The 21,285-nt window shown below is 48.5% G+C and carries 26 protein-coding genes; 13 read left to right on the forward strand and 13 right to left on the reverse strand.

Going from position 1 to position 21,285, the window contains the following annotated elements:
• Nucleotides 1-41: 41 nt before the first annotated feature.
• From CWC46_RS14360 to CWC46_RS14375, 4 genes are all read right to left on the reverse strand, one after another.
• On the reverse strand, nt 42-587 hold the full coding sequence (locus tag CWC46_RS14360; protein WP_084297634.1) for a replication protein P: 546 nt from the start codon (nt 585-587) through the stop codon (nt 42-44).
• Nucleotides 496-1,473, reverse strand: a complete 978-nt coding sequence (locus CWC46_RS22895; RefSeq protein ID WP_021015864.1) for a DnaT-like ssDNA-binding domain-containing protein — start codon at nt 1,471-1,473, stop codon at nt 496-498. The genes CWC46_RS14360 and CWC46_RS22895 overlap by 92 nt, the downstream gene beginning before the upstream one ends.
• Before the next feature lie 73 nt (nt 1,474-1,546).
• A complete protein-coding gene (locus CWC46_RS14370) occupies nt 1,547-2,107 on the reverse strand; it encodes a toxin YdaT family protein (protein ID WP_021015863.1) in 561 nt (186 codons plus the stop codon).
• A gap of 2 nt (nt 2,108-2,109) precedes the next feature.
• Nucleotides 2,110-2,340, reverse strand: a complete 231-nt coding sequence (locus tag CWC46_RS14375; protein WP_021015862.1) for a transcriptional regulator — start codon at nt 2,338-2,340, stop codon at nt 2,110-2,112.
• Between the two features lie 102 nt (nt 2,341-2,442).
• Here CWC46_RS14375 and CWC46_RS14380 point away from each other — a divergent pair, with 102 nt between their 5' ends.
• The 9 genes from CWC46_RS14380 to CWC46_RS14425 all read left to right on the forward strand — a co-directional run bounded on the left by CWC46_RS14380 (nt 2,443) and on the right by CWC46_RS14425 (nt 9,865).
• A complete protein-coding gene (locus CWC46_RS14380; RefSeq protein WP_021015861.1) occupies nt 2,443-2,835 on the forward strand; it encodes a helix-turn-helix domain-containing protein in 393 nt (130 codons plus the stop codon).
• A gap of 550 nt (nt 2,836-3,385) precedes the next feature.
• On the forward strand, nt 3,386-3,577 hold the full coding sequence (locus tag CWC46_RS14390) for a DUF1482 family protein (protein ID WP_101377507.1): 192 nt from the start codon (nt 3,386-3,388) through the stop codon (nt 3,575-3,577).
• A 281-nt stretch (nt 3,578-3,858) separates the two neighbouring features.
• Nucleotides 3,859-5,544, forward strand: coding sequence for a RecE family exodeoxyribonuclease (locus tag CWC46_RS14395; RefSeq protein WP_101377508.1), 1,686 nt, complete (start codon nt 3,859-3,861; stop codon nt 5,542-5,544).
• Nucleotides 5,545-5,864: 320 nt separating this feature from the next.
• A complete protein-coding gene (gene exoX, locus CWC46_RS14400; protein WP_021017448.1) occupies nt 5,865-6,527 on the forward strand; it encodes an exodeoxyribonuclease X in 663 nt (220 codons plus the stop codon).
• A complete protein-coding gene (locus CWC46_RS14405) occupies nt 6,527-7,195 on the forward strand; it encodes a DEAD/DEAH box helicase family protein (RefSeq protein ID WP_101377509.1) in 669 nt (222 codons plus the stop codon). The genes exoX and CWC46_RS14405 overlap by 1 nt, the downstream gene beginning before the upstream one ends.
• A 17-nt stretch (nt 7,196-7,212) precedes the next feature.
• The gene (locus tag CWC46_RS14410; protein WP_101377510.1) at nt 7,213-7,917 is read left to right on the forward strand and encodes a hypothetical protein; all 705 of its coding nucleotides are present in this window, start codon (nt 7,213-7,215) and stop codon (nt 7,915-7,917) included.
• Nucleotides 7,918-7,977: 60 nt separating this feature from the next.
• Entirely contained in the window at nt 7,978-8,196 is a 219-nt protein-coding gene (locus CWC46_RS14415) for a TraR/DksA family transcriptional regulator (RefSeq protein ID WP_037381585.1), read from the forward strand.
• 97 nt (nt 8,197-8,293) lie between these two features.
• Nucleotides 8,294-8,548, forward strand: a complete 255-nt coding sequence (gene xisR, locus CWC46_RS14420; RefSeq protein ID WP_021015858.1) for an excisionase family protein — start codon at nt 8,294-8,296, stop codon at nt 8,546-8,548.
• 33 nt (nt 8,549-8,581) lie between these two features.
• Nucleotides 8,582-9,865: a site-specific integrase gene (locus CWC46_RS14425; RefSeq protein WP_021015857.1), complete on the forward strand. Its 1,284-nt coding sequence runs from the start codon at nt 8,582-8,584 to the stop codon at nt 9,863-9,865.
• 26 nt (nt 9,866-9,891) lie between these two features.
• On the opposite strand, the gene CWC46_RS14430 is transcribed toward CWC46_RS14425, so the two are convergent.
• From CWC46_RS14430 to CWC46_RS14440, 3 genes are all read right to left on the reverse strand, one after another.
• The gene (locus CWC46_RS14430) at nt 9,892-10,338 is read right to left on the reverse strand and encodes a YcgN family cysteine cluster protein (RefSeq protein WP_021015856.1); all 447 of its coding nucleotides are present in this window, start codon (nt 10,336-10,338) and stop codon (nt 9,892-9,894) included.
• Between the two features lie 100 nt (nt 10,339-10,438).
• Nucleotides 10,439-11,095 (reverse strand): fumarylacetoacetate hydrolase family protein, encoded by a 657-nt coding sequence (locus CWC46_RS14435; protein ID WP_021015855.1) that lies wholly within the window; start codon nt 11,093-11,095, stop codon nt 10,439-10,441.
• Nucleotides 11,096-11,459: 364 nt separating this feature from the next.
• Complete coding sequence (locus tag CWC46_RS14440) at nt 11,460-11,738, reverse strand: YcgL domain-containing protein (RefSeq protein WP_021015854.1); 279 nt, start codon at nt 11,736-11,738, stop codon at nt 11,460-11,462.
• Nucleotides 11,739-11,874: 136 nt separating this feature from the next.
• Here CWC46_RS14440 and minC point away from each other — a divergent pair, with 136 nt between their 5' ends.
• From minC to minE, 3 genes are read left to right on the forward strand one after another with little or no spacing between them, the layout of a single operon-like run.
• On the forward strand, nt 11,875-12,555 hold the full coding sequence (gene minC / locus CWC46_RS14445; protein WP_021015853.1) for a septum site-determining protein MinC: 681 nt from the start codon (nt 11,875-11,877) through the stop codon (nt 12,553-12,555).
• 21 nt (nt 12,556-12,576) lie between these two features.
• A complete protein-coding gene (gene minD / locus CWC46_RS14450; RefSeq protein ID WP_021015852.1) occupies nt 12,577-13,389 on the forward strand; it encodes a septum site-determining protein MinD in 813 nt (270 codons plus the stop codon).
• Nucleotides 13,390-13,392: 3 nt separating this feature from the next.
• Nucleotides 13,393-13,662: a cell division topological specificity factor MinE gene (gene minE / locus CWC46_RS14455; protein ID WP_021015851.1), complete on the forward strand. Its 270-nt coding sequence runs from the start codon at nt 13,393-13,395 to the stop codon at nt 13,660-13,662.
• Nucleotides 13,663-13,867: 205 nt separating this feature from the next.
• Here minE and rnd read toward each other — a convergent pair whose 3' ends face one another.
• The 5 genes from rnd to CWC46_RS14480 all read right to left on the reverse strand — a co-directional run bounded on the left by rnd (nt 13,868) and on the right by CWC46_RS14480 (nt 20,459).
• A complete protein-coding gene (rnd, locus tag CWC46_RS14460) occupies nt 13,868-14,989 on the reverse strand; it encodes a ribonuclease D (RefSeq protein WP_037381580.1) in 1,122 nt (373 codons plus the stop codon).
• Nucleotides 14,990-15,221: 232 nt separating this feature from the next.
• Complete coding sequence (fadD, locus tag CWC46_RS14465; protein WP_037381577.1) at nt 15,222-16,892, reverse strand: long-chain-fatty-acid--CoA ligase FadD; 1,671 nt, start codon at nt 16,890-16,892, stop codon at nt 15,222-15,224.
• A 206-nt stretch (nt 16,893-17,098) separates the two neighbouring features.
• Nucleotides 17,099-17,680 (reverse strand): Slp family lipoprotein, encoded by a 582-nt coding sequence (locus CWC46_RS14470; protein WP_101377559.1) that lies wholly within the window; start codon nt 17,678-17,680, stop codon nt 17,099-17,101.
• A gap of 98 nt (nt 17,681-17,778) precedes the next feature.
• A complete protein-coding gene (gene tsaB / locus CWC46_RS14475) occupies nt 17,779-18,477 on the reverse strand; it encodes a tRNA (adenosine(37)-N6)-threonylcarbamoyltransferase complex dimerization subunit type 1 TsaB (protein WP_021015847.1) in 699 nt (232 codons plus the stop codon).
• Between the two features lie 68 nt (nt 18,478-18,545).
• Entirely contained in the window at nt 18,546-20,459 is a 1,914-nt protein-coding gene (locus tag CWC46_RS14480) for an ATP-dependent DNA helicase (protein WP_021015846.1), read from the reverse strand.
• 165 nt (nt 20,460-20,624) lie between these two features.
• On the opposite strand from CWC46_RS14480, the gene CWC46_RS14485 reads away from it, so the two are divergent.
• The gene (locus CWC46_RS14485; RefSeq protein ID WP_023278719.1) at nt 20,625-20,969 is read left to right on the forward strand and encodes a RidA family protein; all 345 of its coding nucleotides are present in this window, start codon (nt 20,625-20,627) and stop codon (nt 20,967-20,969) included.
• 18 nt (nt 20,970-20,987) lie between these two features.
• On the opposite strand, the gene CWC46_RS14490 is transcribed toward CWC46_RS14485, so the two are convergent.
• Nucleotides 20,988-21,185 carry a YoaH family protein gene (locus CWC46_RS14490; RefSeq protein ID WP_021015844.1) on the reverse strand — a complete coding sequence of 66 codons (198 nt, stop codon included), beginning with the start codon at nt 21,183-21,185 and terminating at the stop codon, nt 20,988-20,990.
• Nucleotides 21,186-21,285 lie beyond the last annotated feature (100 nt).

The following is a 21,285-nucleotide window of genomic DNA, read 5'->3' on the forward strand; positions in this document are numbered from 1 at the left end:
TCTCGATTTGTTTATCATTCGCCCATAATTCGGGCCGATTATTAATCAAAATATCCAGCGGCTTTTTTCCGCAGATACTCCGCGTGCAGCAATTGCGCCGGTGTTGGCCCACTCGGGTGCTGGGGTGCTGCCAGTTGGCGACGAATCGGCGGGATACTCATGCCATTACTCACGTTTTTTACCCACTTCGTCAGCAGCCGTTCTGCTAGCCGCTCCAGTTCTCCAGTCGTCATGCGTTTCTCAACACCAGCACGCCGCATTTCGATGCAGATGTGATACAACACCGGGTGGTGCCAAGGGAATTTGTCACTGCTGGAATAGCGATATGACTCGTTTCTCCAGCGCTTGTATTCAGCCATTACGTCATCGGTATTTAGGCCAAACGGGTTGGCGCCGCACTCTGCGGTCAGCGCCATAAATTCGGCCAGGTCTGGTGGCCACGTGTTTCCAGCGGCACAACGCGAAACGCAGCCATTACACACTCGAGTTATCTGGTCACTGGTCATGCTCCCAATCTGAGTAATCCACAGCTCGTTCGGCCGATTGCCATTCTTCGTGATCCAACGGTTCGAATAGATCTTTCCCATCGTTTCCCACATTGCCCATGCCATTTCCTGCGCGTTCACGTTCCCAACGTTCACGTTCTGCCCTGATTTGCTGTACTGCTGTTGATTCGCCACTGTTGTTGGCCTGATTTGTTTCTGCATTTGAACCTCCGATTGGTTTTCTCATTGACTCCTGACGGCGCTCGTACAGCACGCTGTCAGCAAATTTTTGTTCCCACTGGACGTGATTGAATACTTTCCCATCCGCTTTCCAGAACGCAGTAAACCTTTCCAAATCTGTAGTGGTGTACCCTGGATCCGGCCCGTCAAGAATTCGGTTCCAAAGCGCAACCCGTTTTCGGAAGTCCGGAGAAGGTTGCCAGCCCGAGTACATCGTGAATTTTCCAATCGGGATGTCTATGTCATCCAGGTAGTCCGGCAGTGTCGGTTCAGGTGGTGTTTGAGTTTCTGATTGAACCTCTCCGCTTAAATTTTCATCGCCCCCTATAGAGAGAGGTTTATCTTTTAGATCTTCTCTTCTCTTCTCTTCTCTAGTCCGCTTTTTGTCTGCATTGGGTGCGGACGATTTGCGGATGTTTCTTTTCCTGTCTGCCTCCTGCGCCCGACGTTTTGCCGATTGCCCGTTATGCTCAGAAAACCTTGGCATACATAGGCTTGCATCAACGTAATCGAGCCAGCCAACGGCAATCATTGCATCAGCGAAACCGGGAAAACCGATCATGTCGTCGAGTGTCTTTGGTGAGTACCCGTCTAGCATTCCGTCAACTGAATGCGCGTCAAACAGACACCATGCGGCATGCAATGCGCCGATTACGCGCAATCTGTCCGCATTGAGTGCGGACGCAATGCGGACGACTTTCGGATGCGTATGCAAATCAGCGCGCATCTTTATCCAGTCTCCGGCCATCAATTAACTCCTGGTCATTAGTTACTAATGTCTCTCATTCAAAAGACGGTGTTGGTTATTGGTCAAAACTCGATTAAAAACATTGCCCCAGCATTGTGGCCACGCTGCTGAGAACCGGTCCCCAGCTATCCGGCGGCATTAAGCGCATCAGCGCTTCAACGCCTTCCCTAACTTCTTTTTCAAGAACATGAACCTTGGCACCGAGCATTTTTGCCTGTTGAGCTTCGGAACATTCTTTGATTGCAGCAGCCACCAATTCCGCCTCCGTTCGCCCCTTCTTCAAACCATACCGTCGGGCAATTTCAATCGGCATTACGTCGGCAATCACTGGCGTTAATTGCGCGATATATCCGGCGTATCGTGCCGAGTTGAACGGGTTGTCCAGCCAGCGAAAAATGTTCTGCCTGTTGTTGCGGGCAGAATCGCCCAGTTGCAAGCCACGTCCACCATGACGACGCCATTCATCAACAACCAACTGCGCGATAGTGTCCTGCGCCCTGCCCGGCAATGTTTTCTGCCACGCTTCCACGGCTTCACGAACGACTGCATGAGCGGCGACAGAACGACGAGACTGATTCTGGGATTTCAAAAATCCTGCTTTTGCGTAGTTATCATCCTGAGAAGAGATGTGCATGGTTAGGCTTCCTGCTCCTTGGATAGGCCGTCGGTTGGATTTGGGTAAAGGTCAGGGCGTAGTTCGTGGGGGGTTACTCCTGTTGTGTTGTAAATAGCGAATACATGATTTGATGGGATCGCTCCCTTATGACGTCGTTTCCAGTGGCTTATGGCCATAGATGAAATGCCTAGTAATTCAGCCAATTTAGTGGCGCTACCGGCATTGTGGATGGCTTTATCAAGGGCGTTCATATGTTCTCCTGTATATCAACACCAATAATTAAACAATAAGTTTAATAAAAAATCAACATTATGAATGTTCATGACCTTAAACATATGGTTTAAAATGACCTCATGAAAGAGAACTCGCACCAAGTAGAACACCCGCAAGTAAAGCGACTAACGGAGTTGATGGAACTGAAGGGTATCTCGAAAGCAGAGATGGCCAGGATAGCTGGCGTCAGCCCACAATCCGTCAACAACTGGTTTAATCGTGGGACGGTGGGAAAAAGTTCAGCTTTAAAGTTAGCTGACGCGCTCGGCGTATCCGTTGCGTGGCTGCTGGGCGAGGATGTGGAAGAATCGACTGGGTTGAGTAGTGATGAAATGAAGATGCTTAATCTTTATCGTCAATTACCAAAAGCAGAACGCGAAAGAATGATTGACCTATTCCAGCTCCGATTGAAAGAAATTGATGACTACGTGGATAAATACCTCAGGGGCAGATATAAGCCCGTTGATGAGTGATCTATGCTGTAGTAAAGCCATAGGCACTGGACTAGCAATATTGCGACTCGCCAAATTCAGCTTTTAATCTAACCTGTGTTCATACATCTCCTCATCCCGCTCCGGCGGGATTTTTTTTACCTAAAATTCCCCTACCACAACCCGTCGGCTAACTCTCACTCAGGAAGGTAAACTTTTTGTTTATTTTTATATATTCATAAAGTTGACAAGAAGATAAACATTGTGTTTAATAATCCTAACAAAACGCAGTAACGCTACGACGCATAACACACTGAGCAATACCCCGAGTTACTCAGTAATGCGAAGAGGCTAAGTAGCCAGCCCGAGGCGTACGAACATGACGGCAGTTGCTGAAATTGGAATAGACGCGCAGCAGGTTAGAACCGTTCCGGCGACCCGCCGTTAAGGGCAAAGAGGGGCTGATGATTAACCACCAGCAGTTACGAGAAGCACAACGCATGGCCGCAGCCGCAGTATCAAGCCGCGACAAAAAAAAATGGGAAGAGGCTAAACGCCTTTTTCGGCAGGCAACAGGGAGGACTTTGCACTAATGGGAACATTATTCGCGCTCGTTATCAGCGTTTGCATGCTGAACGGCAACTGTGATGACGCAGTTCTGGGCGTTTATGGGTCCAAGCAGGAATGCGTTCAGGACATGTATGTTCAGCGCGTTCACGGTGAATGTTATCCAGTTGAGGGGATTGTCCCCACAGGAGATGGCCAGCGCCCCGCTACACGTTAATCGAGTTTTGACCAATTGCCATTTGTTGGCCTGTTTGCCAGCACTGGGGAAACGCCCGCTCCACGTTACGGAGCACCAATTGCTGTGTGTAGTCTTTCGGCGGTGCGGGTTTATTACTTTACCAATCCGCCGCTTTTTAAAACGCAAAAAACCGCCGAAGCGGTTTAATGCGCCGATTCGCCGACCAAAGCAAATCGGAATCGAGTTTTGACCAATAACCACTCCCTAAGGGCGCAATCAATGGCTCAGGGGATTCTACAACCCGAAGGAGCAAAAACGCAATGAACAACTATGCGTTTGTCATTAAAGCGAAAGCAAAATCGGACAAAAAAAGTCTGTTCTGCTGGTTCTCTGCAAAATCTGATTCACGCGCCGAGCGCGAAATTGCCAATATTCTTGAAGATGCCGAAATTGAAACTGGCCGCGGTACCGATTATCTCTTGCCCGTCCGTACCAACTGGCACGTTGTTGATGACCTGCCGGACGAGGGTGTCATTGATGATACGTGGTGCGATCGCTACGAGCTGAGTGAAGATAGCCTGACGTGGAAGCGGATCCCCGCGCCGCCGCCATCAGTTAACATTCATGACGACCACGCAACCGTAGCCGCTGCGCAAGTGGAACATTCTGGCGCGCAACTAGCACAGGATACAGAGCAGACCGGCACGCAATCGGAGCCGCAGCAAGACAGCGCCGTTACATTTGAACAGGCTACGTTTACTCAGCGAGTTCTTGGCGCGTGGCTATATAGTAAATTCACGGCTCTCGGGCCGCAAGGCCTGCGCGATATTGCTACGTTGCAGCACGATATGGACGCAGCATACCCACAAAACCTGCTGCTGGCGCTGAACAATGCAAAAGACTTGCTACAGCTCAAGCACTGCTTCCCTAAAACGCTTTTCGATCTGATTCGTGACATCAAAAGTGTTTGGCCGGTGGACGACAAGGCGCCGGACGTCGGCCACTTGCTGACGTTTGCAAAAGAATGGATTAACGCACACAACAATCAGTCCGAATCATCTAATGGTCCGTTACGTGAAGATATTACCGCGAAGTGGGTCGCAAAACAGGGCATAAAACGCACTAATGCAGGCACGAACGCAGGTGGTAACAATCAAACTGATCGCGGCAATGACATCACGCACTCTCTTGATTTGCTGAATAAAGAAATAGCGATGGCCACCCTGCCGATGGATTTTGATATCTATGAAATACCCGGCCCCATACTCCGCCGGGCCAAAGAGATTATTGCTAACAAAGAAGAGCCATTTAATACGTGGAGCCAAAAGTTACTCAACATGCCCGGTATTCTGGATTTTTCCCGTGCCGCGATTTTCGCGTTAATTCGCAATGCGATCCCAGACATCACCAAGATGCCCGCATCAATGCAGCCGTATATCAATTCCAGCCTCACAGAGTCAAACCACGCACACCCCTCACTGGAATTATTAACGCTAGCACGTCACCTGCCCGCCATCACTGAACCGGGCAACACCACCGAAACCAATAATGGCACCGATTCAACGTTGGAAAATACCAAACTAGGCAGCACTGACGCTCAGCCAGAAATGAAAAACCTTGGCTGCGGCATGTTCTCTATTGATGGATTGTCTCAGAAAGCCACCTCAAATGAGGGAGAAAAACCGGAAAATCATTCCGAGGAGGTTGGTGATGTGCAGATGGAAACGAATGTCGGTCAGTCGAGCGAAGCTGTTACTTCGTTACCACCAGCAACGAGCGAACATGGCACGGTTGAAGAAGCGGCCGCAAATCTGGCGAATGCGATGAAGCGCTGTACTGATGCTATCCCGTCAGTACAAAAAATCGAACCACGAAATATTTCAGAAAATATTCCTGCCAGGACTGATAGCGAACACGTCGAAAAACTCGAGGCCCGTATAGCTCGTCTGGAGGGGATTCTGGCGTCATTTGCTGCTGCGTTTACAACTGCGGAGGACACGCTGTGAAGAAATATTGCGACCATTGTCTGGTACAGCGTGAAAGTGACGAACTACGCGCTTACCCAGTGAAACGCTATATGGGCATAACTCAGATGCACTTCTGCAAAGACAAGCCCTGTTATCAAGAGTACGTGAAAGCAAATTTTTCACGCCTCAATTTCCGGAGGCGTGCATGTTAACTCACCCACTAGAGCATCAGGTAGCGCTGCAGTGCATCGCGTTGATATGCCTGAATAGCGGTATTTCGCCCACAGACCTTGAATTTATCGCTCTCAAGCTCGCGGAGTATGACGCAGTTTGTGACGCTATTACGGATGGAGAAAATCATGTTACGAGTCATTGATACGGAAACCACCAGTTTTGAGGGTGGCATCGTCGAGATTGCCAGTGTCGACATTGTTGATGGCGTCATTTGTAATCCTATGAGCGATCTGGTTTGTCCGCCTGAGGCTATCAGTTTTGAAGCAATGGCGATTCACCATATCACTGAGGATATGGTTGAAAGCGCGCCACTAATTAGCGAGGTTATTGGTCGCTATTTGGGGGCCGATGCGTACGTTGCTCATAATGCGGCGTTTGATAAAGCAAAACTGCCACAAATTGATTCCCCATGGATTTGCACAATGAAGCTGGCACGGAAACTATTCCCGGAACATGCCAGCCACAGCAACCAGTACCTGCGTTACAGCCTGGGACTTAAGCCCGAATTACCGGAAGGTCTCTACGCCCACCGCGCACTATATGACTGTTATGTCACCGCTGAATTGCTCATCTATATGGGGCGCATGGCGCAATGGACTATGAGGGAAATGCGGGAAATAACAAACAACCCGTCCCTGCTCCACGCCATGCGCTTCGGCAAGCATAAAGGGAAAACCTTTGCGGAACTGTCAAAAGGGGATCCCGGGTATCTGCGCTGGTTGATTGCCAGTGACATGGATGAAGACATCAAATACACGGCCAGGCATTGGCTTAACGGGGGCATCTAATGGGAACGCCAGTGCTGATCCTCGGTGACTCTGGTGCAGGCAAGTCATACAGCTTGCGCAATTTCAATCCCGATGAAGTGATGCTGCTGCAATGCATTCCCAAAATGTTGCCATTCAAATCTGCAGGTTGGAAATTGCACGGTAAAGAATTGCCGGACGGCACCAAGCAGCGTGGGAACGTTCTGCGTTCTGATAACTGGGAAATTGTACTGGATACAATTTATCGAATGGTCAAGTCACCTACACGCCGCGTGCTGATCATTGACGATTTCCAGGTTGTCATGCAGCACGAAAATATGAATCGGGCCTATCAGACCGGGTATGCAAAATTCACAGAAATGGCGGATCACGTCTGGCGGGTCATTACTGCGGCCACGCTGTTACCTGACGATTTCCGCGTTTATTTCCTAGCTCACACAGAAGAGAGCGAGGGAAAAATCAGGATGAAAACCACCGGGAAAATGTTGAATGAAAAGCTGACGCCTGAAGGATATTTCTCAATCGTGCTGAGGGCTATCAAGAAAGACGGCAAGCACGTATTCCTGATTAAAGGCGATGACAATGATACGGCCAAGGCACCGCCAGATATGTTTCCAGATAAAACGGAAATGGATAACGACCTGAAAGCGGTCGATGTGGCAATCACCGAATTTATGACAGATTTATAAAGATTAAGGATCACACCATGAATCAACCAATGAGTTTTGTCTGGAATGCCGACGCTGCAGAAATGGCGAAAAAAGCTGGAGCATCTGCCGGAATAAGTGAAACAGGTGCGTACGAGGGCGTCATAACCTCTGCAATCTATACATTTGGCCGGGATGGGAGTCAATCCCAGGCGCTGGAACTGTCTCTTGATTCGAATGGAGTCAAGGCTAACTACTTGCGCATTAATTTCATCGGCAAAGACGGGCAGCAAACGTTCGGAATGGGATTGGTATCTGCTCTTATGTGGGTTGCTCAAGTGAAGCAAGCTCAACCTGTGCAGGTACCGACTGCCGAAGGCACAGAATGGCACTGCCCTGCATTGGAAGGGAAAAAAATCGGTTTGTTTCTGCAGAAAGTCCTCTACACGAAACAGGATGGATCGGATGGGTATAAATTTGAAGTGCGTCACGTGTTCCAGCCAGGAACGCGCCGGACGTATGCCGAACACGCCGAGAACGCGCCTGCAGAAGCAATCGCAAATCTTGAAAACTCAATAAAAGACAAAGACGAACGAAATCACGACCACCGGCAATCAACAGGTCAACGCGGCGGACAGCAAGGAAACCCTTACACATCAGGAAATCCCTATGATCGACAAAATGGCATTCCCCAATCCAAGCTCCAGCAGGCCGCAGCACAGCAACAATCAGAACCCATTTACGACGACGATATTCCGTTTTGAATGCCGGAAATTTTAATGGTCTGGGAGGTGGAAACCTCCCCATTAATAGAAGAGAAATTTATGGCAGATGATATCGATCGCGCTAGTGAAATTGAGGATTTACAACGTTCCGTGGCTATAAGCTCTCACCGCATAGATAGAACTGCTGTGTCAGCAACCGAATGCAAAGAATGCGGTGATGCAATCGAAGAGGCGCGGCGCCAGGCATACCCAGGCTGCACGCTGTGCCTCACCTGCAAAGAGGCCAGCGAGTCCCGCGCGAAGCATCGGAGGACATGATGTTACGCCTTACCGATCAAACATACGCAGCCCGGTCAGATGGACTGTCTGATTTTGAATTATCAATGACCCCGGACGGGGCTAACTGAGGGAAATCATGAGTGAAGTAATGATGATGATCGTCTCCCCAGGGAAATGGGTTTCAGAAGAACAGCTCATTGCGCTGAAAGGCATAAAAAAAGGAACCTTAAAGAAGGCTCGTGAGAAATCTTTTCTTGAAGGGAAAGAATACAAACACGTCTCGTTCGACGGGCAACCGTGGGATAACAGCCCCTGTTTTTACAATCTAGATGAAATTGATCGCTGGATCGAACGTCAGGCATCAGCGAAACCGCGTCGGCAATTTGCTTAAATACCCTTACCATCAACCAGACGAGGAATCGTTATGAGTAAATACCCAACAGGAGTAGAAAACCACGGCGGTACGTTGCGACTGTGGTTTATCTATCAGGGTGTGCGTGTAAGGGAAAGTCTGGGTGTTCCTGACACACCCAAAAACAGGAAAGTGGCAGGTGAATTACGTACATCCATCTGTTACGCCATAAAAATAGGGATGTTCAACTACGCGGTGCAGTTTCCGCAGTCACCTAATTTGCGTAAATTCGGTTTTGTTCAGCCAGAGGTCACACTGAAAGAATTGGCTGTACGGTGGTTGGAACTGAAACGCATGGAAATAACAAAGAATGCTCACACCAGATATGTTTCATATATCAAAATATGTACAGAAATACTCGGGCCAGAGAAAACTGTCGGTAGATTTAACAATGAAGACATGCTACTTGTCCGAAAAGAACTGTTGACCGGTTATCAAATTTGCGGAAAGCATCAGAAAAACCGTTCGGCTAAAAAGGGGCGTACGGTAAGAACAGTAAACGTCTATATGAACTGTCTGGGCGGAATGTTTCGTTTTGCCGAACTCAATGGATATATAGAAAAATCACCATTTTCTGGCGTTGACCCTCTTCGCAAAAGCAAAGCCGAACCAGACCCATTAACGAAAGATGAATATGCTCGCCTACTTGACGCGTGTCCCTCTGAGCAAATCAGAAACCTATGGATCCTCGCGGTGAACACAGGTATGCGCCATGGTGAAATATGCGCACTGACATGGGAAGACATTGACCTAAAACACTGGACGATAACTATCAGCAGAAATATTGCTATCAAAGGACACTTCACGCCGCCAAAGACCGATGCGGGCAATCGGGTTATTAATCTGACTCAGTCAGCCATTCAGGCATTGAAAAACCAGATGGCATATACGCGCATGGGAAAACAACACGATATAGAAGTGCATCTGAGGGAATTCGGGAAAACACGAATCGATTTATGCAGCTTCGTCTTTGTGCCTAAACTTACGGCGAGAAACGGGAAAGGGGGAGACTGGTATGCTCCAGGTTCATTCGGCGCGACATGGAATCAATTATTGAAACGTGCGGGTATTCGGCATCGCAAAGCATATGAATCCAGGCATACTTTCGCGTGCTGGGCGCTCAGTGCTGGAGCAAACCCAAGTTTCATCGCAACACAAATGGGGCACACTTCGGCTCAGATGGTTTACAGCGTTTATGGAAAATGGATGACCGACAACAACGTGGATCAGATGAGTATTTTGAACGCGAGTTTTATCTCTGATGCCCCACCCATGCCCCACGCATATTCTATGTAATCAAAAACACTATATAAATCAGATGTTCAACGTGCCCAATCAGGCTTGTTGAGGACATGATCTTGCCAGTCCACCACATCGTTTTCCCGTACGGCAATATAGCGTACCGATATTTGCGCCTGATGCATCGCCGCCTTTGAGCCAACAATCAGTGGATGCCAATGTGGTAAGCTTTTCCCTTCATGGACCAGACGATAAGCGCACGTTTCCGGTAGCCAATTGAACGTGACTAAATTCTCTCGCGTCAGTTTGATGCAATCCGGTTCATATTCAAAACGACGTGAATAATTGCGGCACTGACAATTTTTGATATTCAATTGATTACATGCCACATTGGTGAAATAGACCTCTTCGGTGTCCTCATCAATAAGCTTATGCAAGCAACAACGCCCACAACCGTCACAGAGAGCTTCCCACTCCTCATCAGACATTTCAGCCAGCGTTTTTTGTTCCCAAAAAGGTAATTGCTTCATTGAGGTATCCATGGTGACAAACGGGAAGCACTATATAACGGTTTTATTGATGCTAAACAAGGGCCCACCCCTCCCGTTGTCACAGCAGGCAGCATCCTGCTCATATAACGCGGGTATTCAGGGTATTTTCGTTCAAGGTAATGGTCAGTATATCCCCGGATTGAAGTGGTCCCACGCCCTGAGGTGTTCCTGTCAGTATGATATCTCCGGCACGTAGTGTGAAAAAACGGCTCATGTAAGCGATCAACGGCAGGATCGGCGTGATCATGTCACGTGTATTCCCTTGCTGACGTATCTCACCATTAATACTAAGCCCTAATTCAGTCTGCTGTGGATCACCAAATTCCGACACGGAAATAAAGCCAGAAATAGGACAAGAACCATCAAAACCTTTGGCCTTTTCCCACGGTTGCCCCGCCTTTTTGAAATTCGCCTGCAAATCACGCAAGGTCAAATCCAATGCCACCCCATAACCGGCAATTGCACGGGCCACAAGCTCTTCATTCGCCTGTTTTAGTGGTGTACCGATCAATACCGCCAGCTCCACTTCATGATGTACGGAACCCAAATGCTTGGGAATGGCCACAGGTTGACACATATCGCACAAAGCCGTTTCCGGCTTAATGAACAGTACTGGCTCAACGGGGGTCGCACTACCCATCTCCCGGATATGCTCCGAATAGTTGCTGCCCACACACACTACCTTGTTGACCGGGACATCCAACAACGCGCCCTGCCAGTCTCTATGCTGATACATGTTTCTTCTCCTGACCTGTTTATTAGTGAACTATTGCGTCATTGACACCATCACCTTGATACCAATAGCAATTAAAGGCAATAACTCAAACCATGATAGTACAAAAACTGTCATGTACTGAAAAGGGTCTGCGCTACATTCTACGGGAGGAACCGGTCAGATATCTGAGCACAAAGCACGCCATATGATACAGAAAATGTAAAATAGCATCCTGCATCTTCAGCCTGACACCCCTGTATATAAATCAGTATAAAACAGATAAAAAGGACGATATTACTTTTTCCCCTGACTTATTCTGACTACAGACTTAATGAAATTAAGTCGCTAATTATGTCTACATCCTCAGGTATTATCCTAAAATAATTCAGGTATCACTTTTTACACTTACCTGATGAGCATTTAATAAATTCTCTGTCACTGGCGGTAACTGCAGATAAAATCCCTGCTCATTCAAACACTGCTTTACTTTTTCTATATCGGCTGAAGCCAGTTTTTTACTGCCATTCAGCGGTAATAACATTACCAAATGAGGTTCACCGAAACTTTTCATTAACGTTTCCGGCACACGGGAAAAATCGTCTTTTTTTTCGACATACAGATATGTTTGGTCGCGTTTAGCGCTTCGATAGATCACACAAAACATTTTTTTTACTCTAATTAATGGAAGCGGTGTCTTGCCTGTATATTCATGTAACTATAACATGCTTGCAGCGCTCTGGAATATCATGCCTCGAATGTTAGTTCGGGGATTTAAAGATGCTGAAACTGAGTCAGGATAGATGTCACAAACGCCAATTGAGCTAAAAGGCAGTAGCTTTACCTTATCGGTTGTTCATTTGTATGATCAACAACCCGAGGTGGTTTATCAGGCACTGCAAGAAAAGATCGAGCAGGCTCCCGCGTTTTTTAAAAATGCGCCGGTCGTAATTAATATTTCGATGCTGACTGCAGAAGCAAACTGGACAAAACTGCAGCAAGCCATTTCGTCCACCGGGTTACGTGTTGTCGGCGTCAGCGGGTGTAAAGATGCAAAGTTGAAAGCGGCGATCGAACAAGCCGGTTTGCCGCTGTTAAGCGAAGGGAAAGGCAAACATCGGGTGACGGAGCCTGTTGCACCAGCGACAGTCAAAACCAAGATGGTGAACACTCCGGTGCGTTCCGGTCAACAGATTTATGCTCGCAACTGCGATCTTATCATCACCAGCAGCGTTAGCGCAGGCGCCGAAGTGATCGCCGACGGTAACATACATATTTATGGCATGATGCGGGGCCGCGCCCTGGCAGGCGTATCTGGCGATGTTCAAAGCCAGATTTTTTGCACGCATCTGTCTGCTGAACTGGTATCCATCGCCGGTCGATACTGGCTCAGTGACCAGATACCGGAATCCTATTTAGGACAGGCTGCACGGTTAAATCTCAACCTGCTGGATAACGTTCTAAACATCAAACCTCTAGATTAAGCCCTTGACAAGGAATCATTTATGGCACGCATCATTGTTGTTACATCGGGTAAAGGGGGCGTTGGCAAGACCACTTCAAGTGCGGCCATTGCTACCGGTTTAGCCCAAAAAGGGAAGAAGACGGTTGTCATTGATTTTGACATCGGTCTTCGTAACCTTGACCTGATTATGGGATGTGAACGCCGGGTGGTTTACGATTTTGTGAATGTCATTCAAGGTGATGCCACTCTAAACCAGGCATTGATCAAGGATAAACGCACCGAGAATCTGTACATTCTGCCCGCTTCCCAGACCCGAGATAAAGAGGCGTTAACCCGCGATGGCGTGGAAAACGTACTTAACACTCTGGCCGAAATGGAGTTCGAGTTTATCATCTGCGACTCGCCAGCCGGTATTGAGACTGGAGCGCTGATGGCGCTTTATTTCGCTGATGAAGCCGTTATCACCACCAATCCGGAGGTTTCTTCAGTACGCGACTCCGATCGCATTCTGGGTATCCTCTCTTCCAAATCACGTCGTTCTGAACGCTCCGAAGAGCCGATTAAAGAGCATCTGCTGCTGACCCGTTATAATCCAGGCCGCGTTAATCGTGGTGATATGCTCAGTATGGAAGACGTACTGGAAATTCTGCGCATTCCCGTGCTTGGTGTTATTCCGGAAGACCAGTCAGTGCTCCGGGCATCAAACCAGGGTGAACCCATCATTCTGGATGGGGACTCCGATGCCGGGAAAGCGTATGCTGATACTGTGGATCGTTTGTTAGGAGAAGAACGGCCTTATCGCTTCATTGAGGAAGAGAAGAAAGGTTTCCTTAAACGACTTTTTGGGGGATAAATAATGGCCCTACTTGATTTTTTTCTGTCCCGAAAAAAAACGACAGCAAATATTGCCAAGGAACGGCTGCAAATTATTGTCGCGGAACGACGTCGGGGGGACAGTGAGCCCCATTATTTGCCGCAATTAAAGCGGGATATTTTAGAGGTCATCTGTAAATATGTACAGATAGATCCCGAAATGGTGACAGTTCAGCTAGAACAGAAAGGCGATGATATATCGGTGCTTGAACTGAATGTGACATTGCCTGAACCTGAAGAAACACCTAAATGATCCCTCCGTTCTAATTATCCCCTGCAGAAATTGCAGGGGATTCCATATTTATCTAGCGTTACTGCTTGTTCTTATTTTAACCTTCCTACGAACAATTTCATTACTATTAATAAGCCAGACTAATTATTCTCTCTGAATTACCATAACAGGACAGCAGCAGAGAATATTCATGGTGGGATAAAATATCACCTACGCTGACAAAAAATTAATAGTTCGCCAAAATTTCTCGCAATGCGTCACCCAATAATTCATTACGCCAACCAGCAAGCAGCTCGGGTTTGCTTTCCTGATGTGCTAATTTCCAGTGCCAATTCAACAGACGATTAATTTGGCGGCGGGAGGCCAGCAATTCAGCAGATAAACCACTATGCTCACTACAGCTTTGAATTAGCGACTTGATCTCTTTAAAGACTTTTTTATAACCAGGATATTCGATCAGATTGATTACTGGTGGTGGATAATCCGCCTCGGCCAAATTACGGCTCTCCTCCACCAGCATTAACAAGGTTTTACCATGATAGCGGATTTCCGGACCGCTTAATCCCAAAGAATCCATCTCACCCAATGAATTTGGCAGGAAACGAGCAACCTGCCAGAGATGTTCTTCCCTGACAATAAAATTAACCGCACTATCACGCTCTCGGGCTTTACGTAACCGCCAATCGGCCAATCGCTGCAAACAAGCCAGATGGCACCCCCGCAACTGCCAGGCATTATTGATATCTCGATACGCCAGCGCTGGATCGACAACCTCTTGACGACGCTGACAAAGCAGCTTGCATTCATCCAGTGCCGCCTCTAACCAGCCCGCTACTTTAGCTTCCTCCACCAGCCTCAAGGCCATCGGTAACAGATAAAACACATCGGCGGCGGCATAGTCACACTGTTTCTCACTTAGTGGACGAGCGATCCAATCCGTGCGTGACTCGCTTTTATCCACTGTAACCTGCATATACTCCTCTACCAGCGTTGCAAAACCACAAGAAAGCGGACGGCCAAGGAAAGCCGCCAGGATCTGGGTATCAATAAAAGGTGTAGGAGTCATACCGAACGCATTGAGAAACACTTCAAGATCTTCACTGCCTGCATGCAGGAATTTCACTACCTGCACATCCTGTAACAACGCCTTAAACGGCGTCCAATCGCTGATAGCCAACGGATCAATAAGCGAAAGCGCATCACCGTCATACAATTGAATCAATCCCAATTGCGGATAATAAGTGCGGGTGCGGACAAATTCGGTGTCCAGCGCCACATGAGTGACACGGCGCGCCTGCATACAAACCTGCTGTAACCCGGCATCGGTAGTGATTAACTGATAATTCAAAACATCGTTCTCTTGGTTGTGTCCAACAAATGGTTGTGACAATAAAAATAAAGCCGGTCAAACCGGCGTTCAGAATAGTGCGCCAGACTGCCCAATAATGGGCACAATACGAAGGAATGGGTATCACCCTTGGCTTAGAAACACTGGCTGTGACTGATGAGGCTATCATAACGTGTTCTGCTGATTCAGTCAGGCCTGTTCAATATACCTTTTTCGCAAGAGCAGGCATCATTCAGGCGGCTGATTGATCACTACGTAATTCCCGGCGCAGGATCTTACCGACCATAGACTTCGGTAATTCATCTCGAAACTCAAAAAGTCTGGGGACTTTGTAACCCGTAAGGTTTCGACGACAGTGCGTAATCAGTTCATCTTCCGTCAGAGAGGGATCCCGGCGGACCACAAAAACTTTTACCGCCTCACCGGAAAACTCACTGGGCACACCAATAGCTGCAACTTCAGACACTTTGGGATGTTGACTGACCACTTCCTCAATTTCATTCGGATAGACATTAAAACCAGACACCAGAATCATGTCTTTCTTGCGATCGACAATTCGCAAAAAACCCTGTTCATCTGCGGTCACAATATCACCGGTGAGCAGCCAGCCCTCTTTCAATATATCCTCGGTTGCTGCAGGCTGTTGCCAATAACCCCCCATCACCTGTGGCCCACGTACCCATAACTCACCAGGTTCACCCGGTTCAACATCATTGCCATCTTCACCTACAATGCGAACATCGGTAGAGGATACCGGTAAACCGATACTGCCATTGTAATGTTTCAGATCATAAGGATTACCCGTTACCAGTGGTGAGCTTTCTGTCAGTCCATAGCCTTCCAGTATGTGATGTCCGGTCAGCTTTTCCCAACGCTCAGCCACCGTTTTCTGTACTGATGCCCCACCGCCCACCGACAGGCGCAGTGTGGATAAATCCAGTTGTTGAAATTCACGGTTATTCAACAGCGCGTTGAATAGCGTATTGACACCCGTCATCGCGGTAATAGAGTATCGGCTGAACTCTTTCACCATTTCCGGGATGTCTCGAGGATTGGTAATCAGCAGATTCTGTCCACCCATTTCAACAAACAACAGGCAGTTCACTGTCAGGGCATAAATGTGATACATCGGCAATGCAGTGACAACCAGTTCATGTCCCTCTTGCAATAGCGGACTGTAGGCCGCCTTCGCCTGCATCAGATTAGCCTGCATATTGCGGTGCGTCAGCATCGCTCCTTTGGGTATACCGGTCGTACCACCGGTGTACTGCAAAAAAGCCAGATCATCGTTAGTAATATCCGGCTTCACATACTGTAGCCGGCGCCCCTGCTGCAAAGCGAGACGGAATGAGATGGCACCCGGTAGGTGATATTTCGGTACCAGTCGCTTGATATATTTCACCACAAAGTTAACCAGTGTCCCCTTGACCGTAGAAAGCTGATCTCCCATACGAGTCAAAATAACGTGCTTAACTTGCGTGTTATAAACCACTTTTTCCAGCGTATGCGCAAAATTGGAAACAATCACAATAGCACTGGCACCACTGTCTTTAAGCTGATACTCCAACTCGCGAGGGGTATAGAGCGGGTTGATATTTACCACAACCATACCGGCACGCAAAACACCGAATAGCGCCACCGGATATTGCAATAAATTAGGCATCATCAGTGCAATGCGATCACCTTTCTGCAGTTTCAGTTGGTTTTGCAAATAGGCGGCAAACGCTCGACTGCGCTCTTCCAACTTGCGGAAGGTCATCACCTCCCCCATATTAATAAACGCAGGTTGAACGGCATAGCGTGTCACCGCATTTTCAAACAACTCAATCAGGGATGAATAACGATCCGGATCAATTTCAGCCGGCACATCGACCGGGTAACGGGCTAGCCAGATTTTTTCCAAGGCGACACTCCCTAGATTTTTTCTTAGTGGCATGCTCAGTCCCAGTCTTGAGTGGCTTTTAACATTATTTTAACGCGACTTGCTCACTGGAAAATAAACAATGTCCAGGTTGAGAGGCCGATCACTTATTTCAACATCTTACAATCAATGCAAAAAATAAGGCGACCAAAGTCGCCTCTACAACAACAAATAGCATTACGCCATTGTTATTCTGTCACTACTGACTCAATCTGGGCAGGTCCGTATTCCATACTATCGCCCCAACCAGGTCCCCAGCCATATGGATATCGCTGTCCCCACCACGGATCATAAGCACGCGGCGGCAGAATCACCTGTTGAACCACACGCCAACGCTTATAACCCTGGACATCAATTACCACATAACGATAAGGCCTATGACCAATTGTGCCTTGTTCTGTCCCGGTAATAGGTCCGACAACTGTCACCAGTTGGTTTTTAAAATCCACTGGTTCGAGGAAACCTTTTACATAAGCAATAAAACGCCCATCGGAGAGTGCGCCCAGGCGCGGACGAGCGCCATCATCTAGCGGCATACTGCTGATTTCCAAGCGAGTTCTATCCGCCTCATTACGAATACCAACCACTCGTCCACCGAAACGTGACTCTTGGCCGACGTACAACGAAGGAGCATTCATTACTCGAACCAAATCAGTCTGCGGTGTCGGAGAGGTTCCCCTAATCGCTTCCGGCACCGTCACACAGCCAGTTAACAATCCGCCGGTCACCAGCAGTACACCATACATTTTGAAACGTAGTGATGAATACATGATCTGAACACCACACCAAGAGTGATTGATTGCCATAGCACGCACCTTTTTCATAACCTGATAGTTAGACTATAAGGCATTCCCTAAGTTGCGGTTTACTACCGGCCCGGTAACTTTTTCCATGTGACTTCATTGCGTAAATAGCATGGCTGAGCCATCTCGACACTCACTGACAGCCCCGCCTGCCACTGCTGGATAGCCAGTGGCAACATATCTTCAGCATGTGGCAACAGCACGCCACTATCCTGTAATGAAATAACCGGATGACGCACTAAATCCGGATAAGTTTGCCAACCAGTACCTGCTGTGGCCCAGTTGCCTTCAAGTGTTGCCGTCTGCATCTGTACCTGTTGCGGTGTCAACACCGCTTCCGTATCACCACCTAACCAGGCACCGTTAGCATCGTGGCGATACTCTGCCCAATACACTTCGCTCATTCTGGCATCAATAGCGGCCAGAACCTGGGTAGCACCGGTAAGCCGGAATGCACCCTGCGCCATTGTCGCCAGCGTAGAAATGCCAATCATCGGCAAATTTGCGCCCAAGGCCAGCCCTTGCGCAATACCAATACCAATGCGAACGCCAGTAAAACTTCCCGGCCCTTGTCCGAAAGCCAGCACGTCCAGGTCGCAGAGCGACAGACTGGATTCGGTCAGGATTTGTTGCACCATCGGCAATACACGCTGGGTATGTTCGCGGGGACAAACTTCAAATAACGAATGGATTTCACCATCATTCCATAGTGCAACAGAACAGGCTTCTGTTGCGGTATCAAGCGCTAAAATTCGCGTAGACATGCCGACCTCAGGCAGGGAGAAAAAATCTTAACGGCGCGCATGATAGCACAGCGCCAAATGGATTGCCGTCACGGTTTCATCGTCAGGAAATCAATTGCCTGAGCGATATCCCGCGTGCGAGGTGCAGGTGGCAGGCTATTGAGAAAAACCTCGCCATAAGGACGCATAACCAAACGGCTGTCGCAGATAACCAGCACGCCGCGGTCATCAACATCGCGGATCAGGCGTCCCACACCTTGCTTCAGTGTGATCACTGCATCTGGCAGTTGTATTTCACCAAAAGGATCACCGCCATGCACACGACAATCTTCCATTCGTGCTTTCAGCAATGGGTCATCTGGTGAGGTAAAAGGGAGCTTATCGATAATCACACAGGATAGCGCATCCCCACGCACATCAACGCCTTCCCAGAAACTGCTGGTTGCCACCAGTAACGCATTGCCAGCGGAGATAAACTGAGACAACAACTGTGGTTTACTGGTTTCTCCCTGTAATAACACGGGTAGCGTCAATGATGCACGAAACTCAGCCGCCAGATCGCGCATCATCTGATGCGAGGTACACAACATAAAACAGCGCCCCTGATTCGCCTCAATTAACGGACACAATATGCGGGCGAGCTGTTTTGCCGCACCAGGGCGGTTAGTTTCCGGCAGGTAACGCGGGACACACAGTAATGTCTGACGCGTGTAATCAAAAGGGCTAGGCAATAACAACGTAGTGGCATTATCCAGACCAAGACGCGACGTAAAATGTGCAAGCTGATCATTCACTGACAGGGTGGCTGAGGTAAATATCCAACTGACGGGTTTTTCTTTCATCACATCACGGAAGCGATCCGCCACCGACAAGGGTGTCAGTGCCAATACAAAATGGCGGGCATTGCATTCATACCAGTAGCTATAACCTGATTGCTGAACATCCAACAGACGTTTCAGACGGCTACGAAACAGCGTTGCGCGATCAAAAGCGGCATCAAGCAATGCCGAACGTCCCAGGGATAGTTTTGCCACGTCATAGCAAAGCTCAAGCGCATCATCAAGCAGTGTCAGTGAGCGTTGAAGAGATGCGTCTGTGACAATGTCACGTAAGTTACCCCGAAAACCGGGATCACCCAGCGCCAGACGAAAATCCTGTGTACTTTGCGTTAACCGATCAGCACTTTTCTGCAACTGTGCGGCATCACGGACTTCGGTGCGGTAGGCAATAATCATGTCTTTCGCCAGGTCCATCAGTTGGCGACTGGAAAGCTGCTGACCAAAATATTGGCTGGCGATATCCGGAATCTGATGTGCTTCATCAAAAATAACCACATCGCTATCTGGAATCAGTTCGGCGAAGCCACTCTCTTTTACCACCATATCAGCCAGATATAGATGATGATTTACCACGACAACATCCGCGTCCATCGCACGCCGACGTGCCTTGACGACAAAACAGTCTTTATAGTGAGGGCAATCGCTTCCCAGGCAATTGTCGTTGGTACTGGTGACCAACGGCCAGACCTGACTGTCTTCGGCTACTTCACCACAGTTACCGATGTCGCCATCCAACGTTTCTGATGACCACCGCCGTAGCCATACCAGTTCTCTCAGGGTTTCCACCGGCAGATCCCCCCCCGCCAGTGATTGCTGTTCAAGCCGCTCGGTACACAGATAATTAGCGCGTCCTTTCAGCAACGCCAACGATCCCTGATAATTCAGAGCTTGTGCCACGGTAGGCAAATCGCGGCTATAAAGCTGATCTTGCAAGGCTTTTGAACCGGTGGAGATAATGACTTTCTTGCCGGAACGTAATGCCGGGGCCAAATAGGCATACGTCTTACCGGTGCCGGTTCCCGCTTCCACCACCAATGGTTGTTGTTGTGCGATGGCCTTTTCTACCGCCGCTGCCATTTGCCGCTGTGGCTCACGCGGTTTAAATCCGCTGATGGCCAGTGCCAACACACCATCGGTTGCAAAATCGTCGCTTACTGATGCCACTCTGCCTCTCTTGATTTCTGATGTTCCAGAACAGATATTGGAGGCTGATTATGTCAAGCCTGTCCTCAGGGCACCACTTTAATCAACCGCTAAAGAATGCAGTGGTGAAAGAATATGGTAGTCTCATGCACTTTATCGTCATGGCTGAATACGAGGTCACCAATGATGTCAATCACCCGCATCAATCCAGAACAACGCTGGTCGGATGCTGTCATTTACAATCACACGTTGTACTATACCAGCGTGCCGGAAAATCTGGATGAAGATGCACAGGCGCAGACTGAAAACGCGCTGGCTGCACTGGATAGTGTTTTACAACAAGCAGGAACGGATAAAAGCCGTCTGTTGGATGTCACCATTTTTCTGGCTGATGCAGGGGACTTTGCGGCCATGAATGTCGCCTGGGATGCCTGGGTCGTTTCCGGCAGTGCCCCGGTTCGCTGCACCGTACAGGCAAAACTGATGAACCCGCGATTTAAGGTCGAAATCAAAGCTATTGCGGCGATCTGACTGACAGAGAATGCGGTGTTATTCCTGGTCCGCATTCTCATCATCTTCATCATCAAACATGGCGGAAACGTTCTCCCCCTGATGGCTCTGACGTAGCGCCGCAGCAACCAGAGCGATTGCTTCACCACTACTTAACCCTTCAGCCATAAGCGCGTGAATTTCCTCCACTGCCTGCTGTTGCTGTTCATGCGTCAACGCCGGGGTACCTGCGTACATTGTTATTCTCCTGAAACGGTTTTCATCATGATACGTTGTACGGCTGCGCCGTATGCCTACAATTTATGGTACGCTTACATGTCTGAAATTGGCCATTAAT

The organism is Prodigiosinella confusarubida, assembly GCF_002847015.1.
Taxonomy (GTDB): domain Bacteria; phylum Pseudomonadota; class Gammaproteobacteria; order Enterobacterales; family Enterobacteriaceae; genus Prodigiosinella; species Prodigiosinella aquatilis.

Coding starts and splice junctions, on each gene's coding strand:
- CWC46_RS14410 (WP_101377510.1), top strand. CDS start 7,213: ATGAATCAACCAATGAGTTTTGTCTGGAATGCCGACGCTGCAGAAATG.
- CWC46_RS14440 (WP_021015854.1), bottom strand. CDS start 11,738: ATGTTTTGTGTGATCTATCGAAGCGCTAAACGCGACCAAACATATCTG.
- tsaB (WP_021015847.1), bottom strand. CDS start 18,477: ATGTCTACGCGAATTTTAGCGCTTGATACCGCAACAGAAGCCTGTTCT.
- exoX (WP_021017448.1), top strand. CDS start 5,865: ATGTTACGAGTCATTGATACGGAAACCACCAGTTTTGAGGGTGGCATC.
- minE (WP_021015851.1), top strand. CDS start 13,393: ATGGCCCTACTTGATTTTTTTCTGTCCCGAAAAAAAACGACAGCAAAT.
- CWC46_RS14405 (WP_101377509.1), top strand. CDS start 6,527: ATGGGAACGCCAGTGCTGATCCTCGGTGACTCTGGTGCAGGCAAGTCA.
- CWC46_RS14390 (WP_101377507.1), top strand. CDS start 3,386: ATGGGAACATTATTCGCGCTCGTTATCAGCGTTTGCATGCTGAACGGC.
- CWC46_RS14470 (WP_101377559.1), bottom strand. CDS start 17,680: ATGTATTCATCACTACGTTTCAAAATGTATGGTGTACTGCTGGTGACC.
- CWC46_RS14375 (WP_021015862.1), bottom strand. CDS start 2,340: ATGAACGCCCTTGATAAAGCCATCCACAATGCCGGTAGCGCCACTAAA.
- CWC46_RS14360 (WP_084297634.1), bottom strand. CDS start 587: ATGGGAAAGATCTATTCGAACCGTTGGATCACGAAGAATGGCAATCGG.
- CWC46_RS14370 (WP_021015863.1), bottom strand. CDS start 2,107: ATGCACATCTCTTCTCAGGATGATAACTACGCAAAAGCAGGATTTTTG.
- minC (WP_021015853.1), top strand. CDS start 11,875: ATGTCACAAACGCCAATTGAGCTAAAAGGCAGTAGCTTTACCTTATCG.
- CWC46_RS14490 (WP_021015844.1), bottom strand. CDS start 21,185: ATGTACGCAGGTACCCCGGCGTTGACGCATGAACAGCAACAGCAGGCA.
- CWC46_RS14415 (WP_037381585.1), top strand. CDS start 7,978: ATGGCAGATGATATCGATCGCGCTAGTGAAATTGAGGATTTACAACGT.
- CWC46_RS14485 (WP_023278719.1), top strand. CDS start 20,625: ATGTCAATCACCCGCATCAATCCAGAACAACGCTGGTCGGATGCTGTC.
- CWC46_RS14425 (WP_021015857.1), top strand. CDS start 8,582: ATGAGTAAATACCCAACAGGAGTAGAAAACCACGGCGGTACGTTGCGA.
- minD (WP_021015852.1), top strand. CDS start 12,577: ATGGCACGCATCATTGTTGTTACATCGGGTAAAGGGGGCGTTGGCAAG.
- xisR (WP_021015858.1), top strand. CDS start 8,294: ATGAGTGAAGTAATGATGATGATCGTCTCCCCAGGGAAATGGGTTTCA.
- CWC46_RS14380 (WP_021015861.1), top strand. CDS start 2,443: ATGAAAGAGAACTCGCACCAAGTAGAACACCCGCAAGTAAAGCGACTA.
- CWC46_RS14430 (WP_021015856.1), bottom strand. CDS start 10,338: ATGAAGCAATTACCTTTTTGGGAACAAAAAACGCTGGCTGAAATGTCT.
- CWC46_RS14395 (WP_101377508.1), top strand. CDS start 3,859: ATGAACAACTATGCGTTTGTCATTAAAGCGAAAGCAAAATCGGACAAA.
- CWC46_RS22895 (WP_021015864.1), bottom strand. CDS start 1,473: ATGGCCGGAGACTGGATAAAGATGCGCGCTGATTTGCATACGCATCCG.
- CWC46_RS14435 (WP_021015855.1), bottom strand. CDS start 11,095: ATGTATCAGCATAGAGACTGGCAGGGCGCGTTGTTGGATGTCCCGGTC.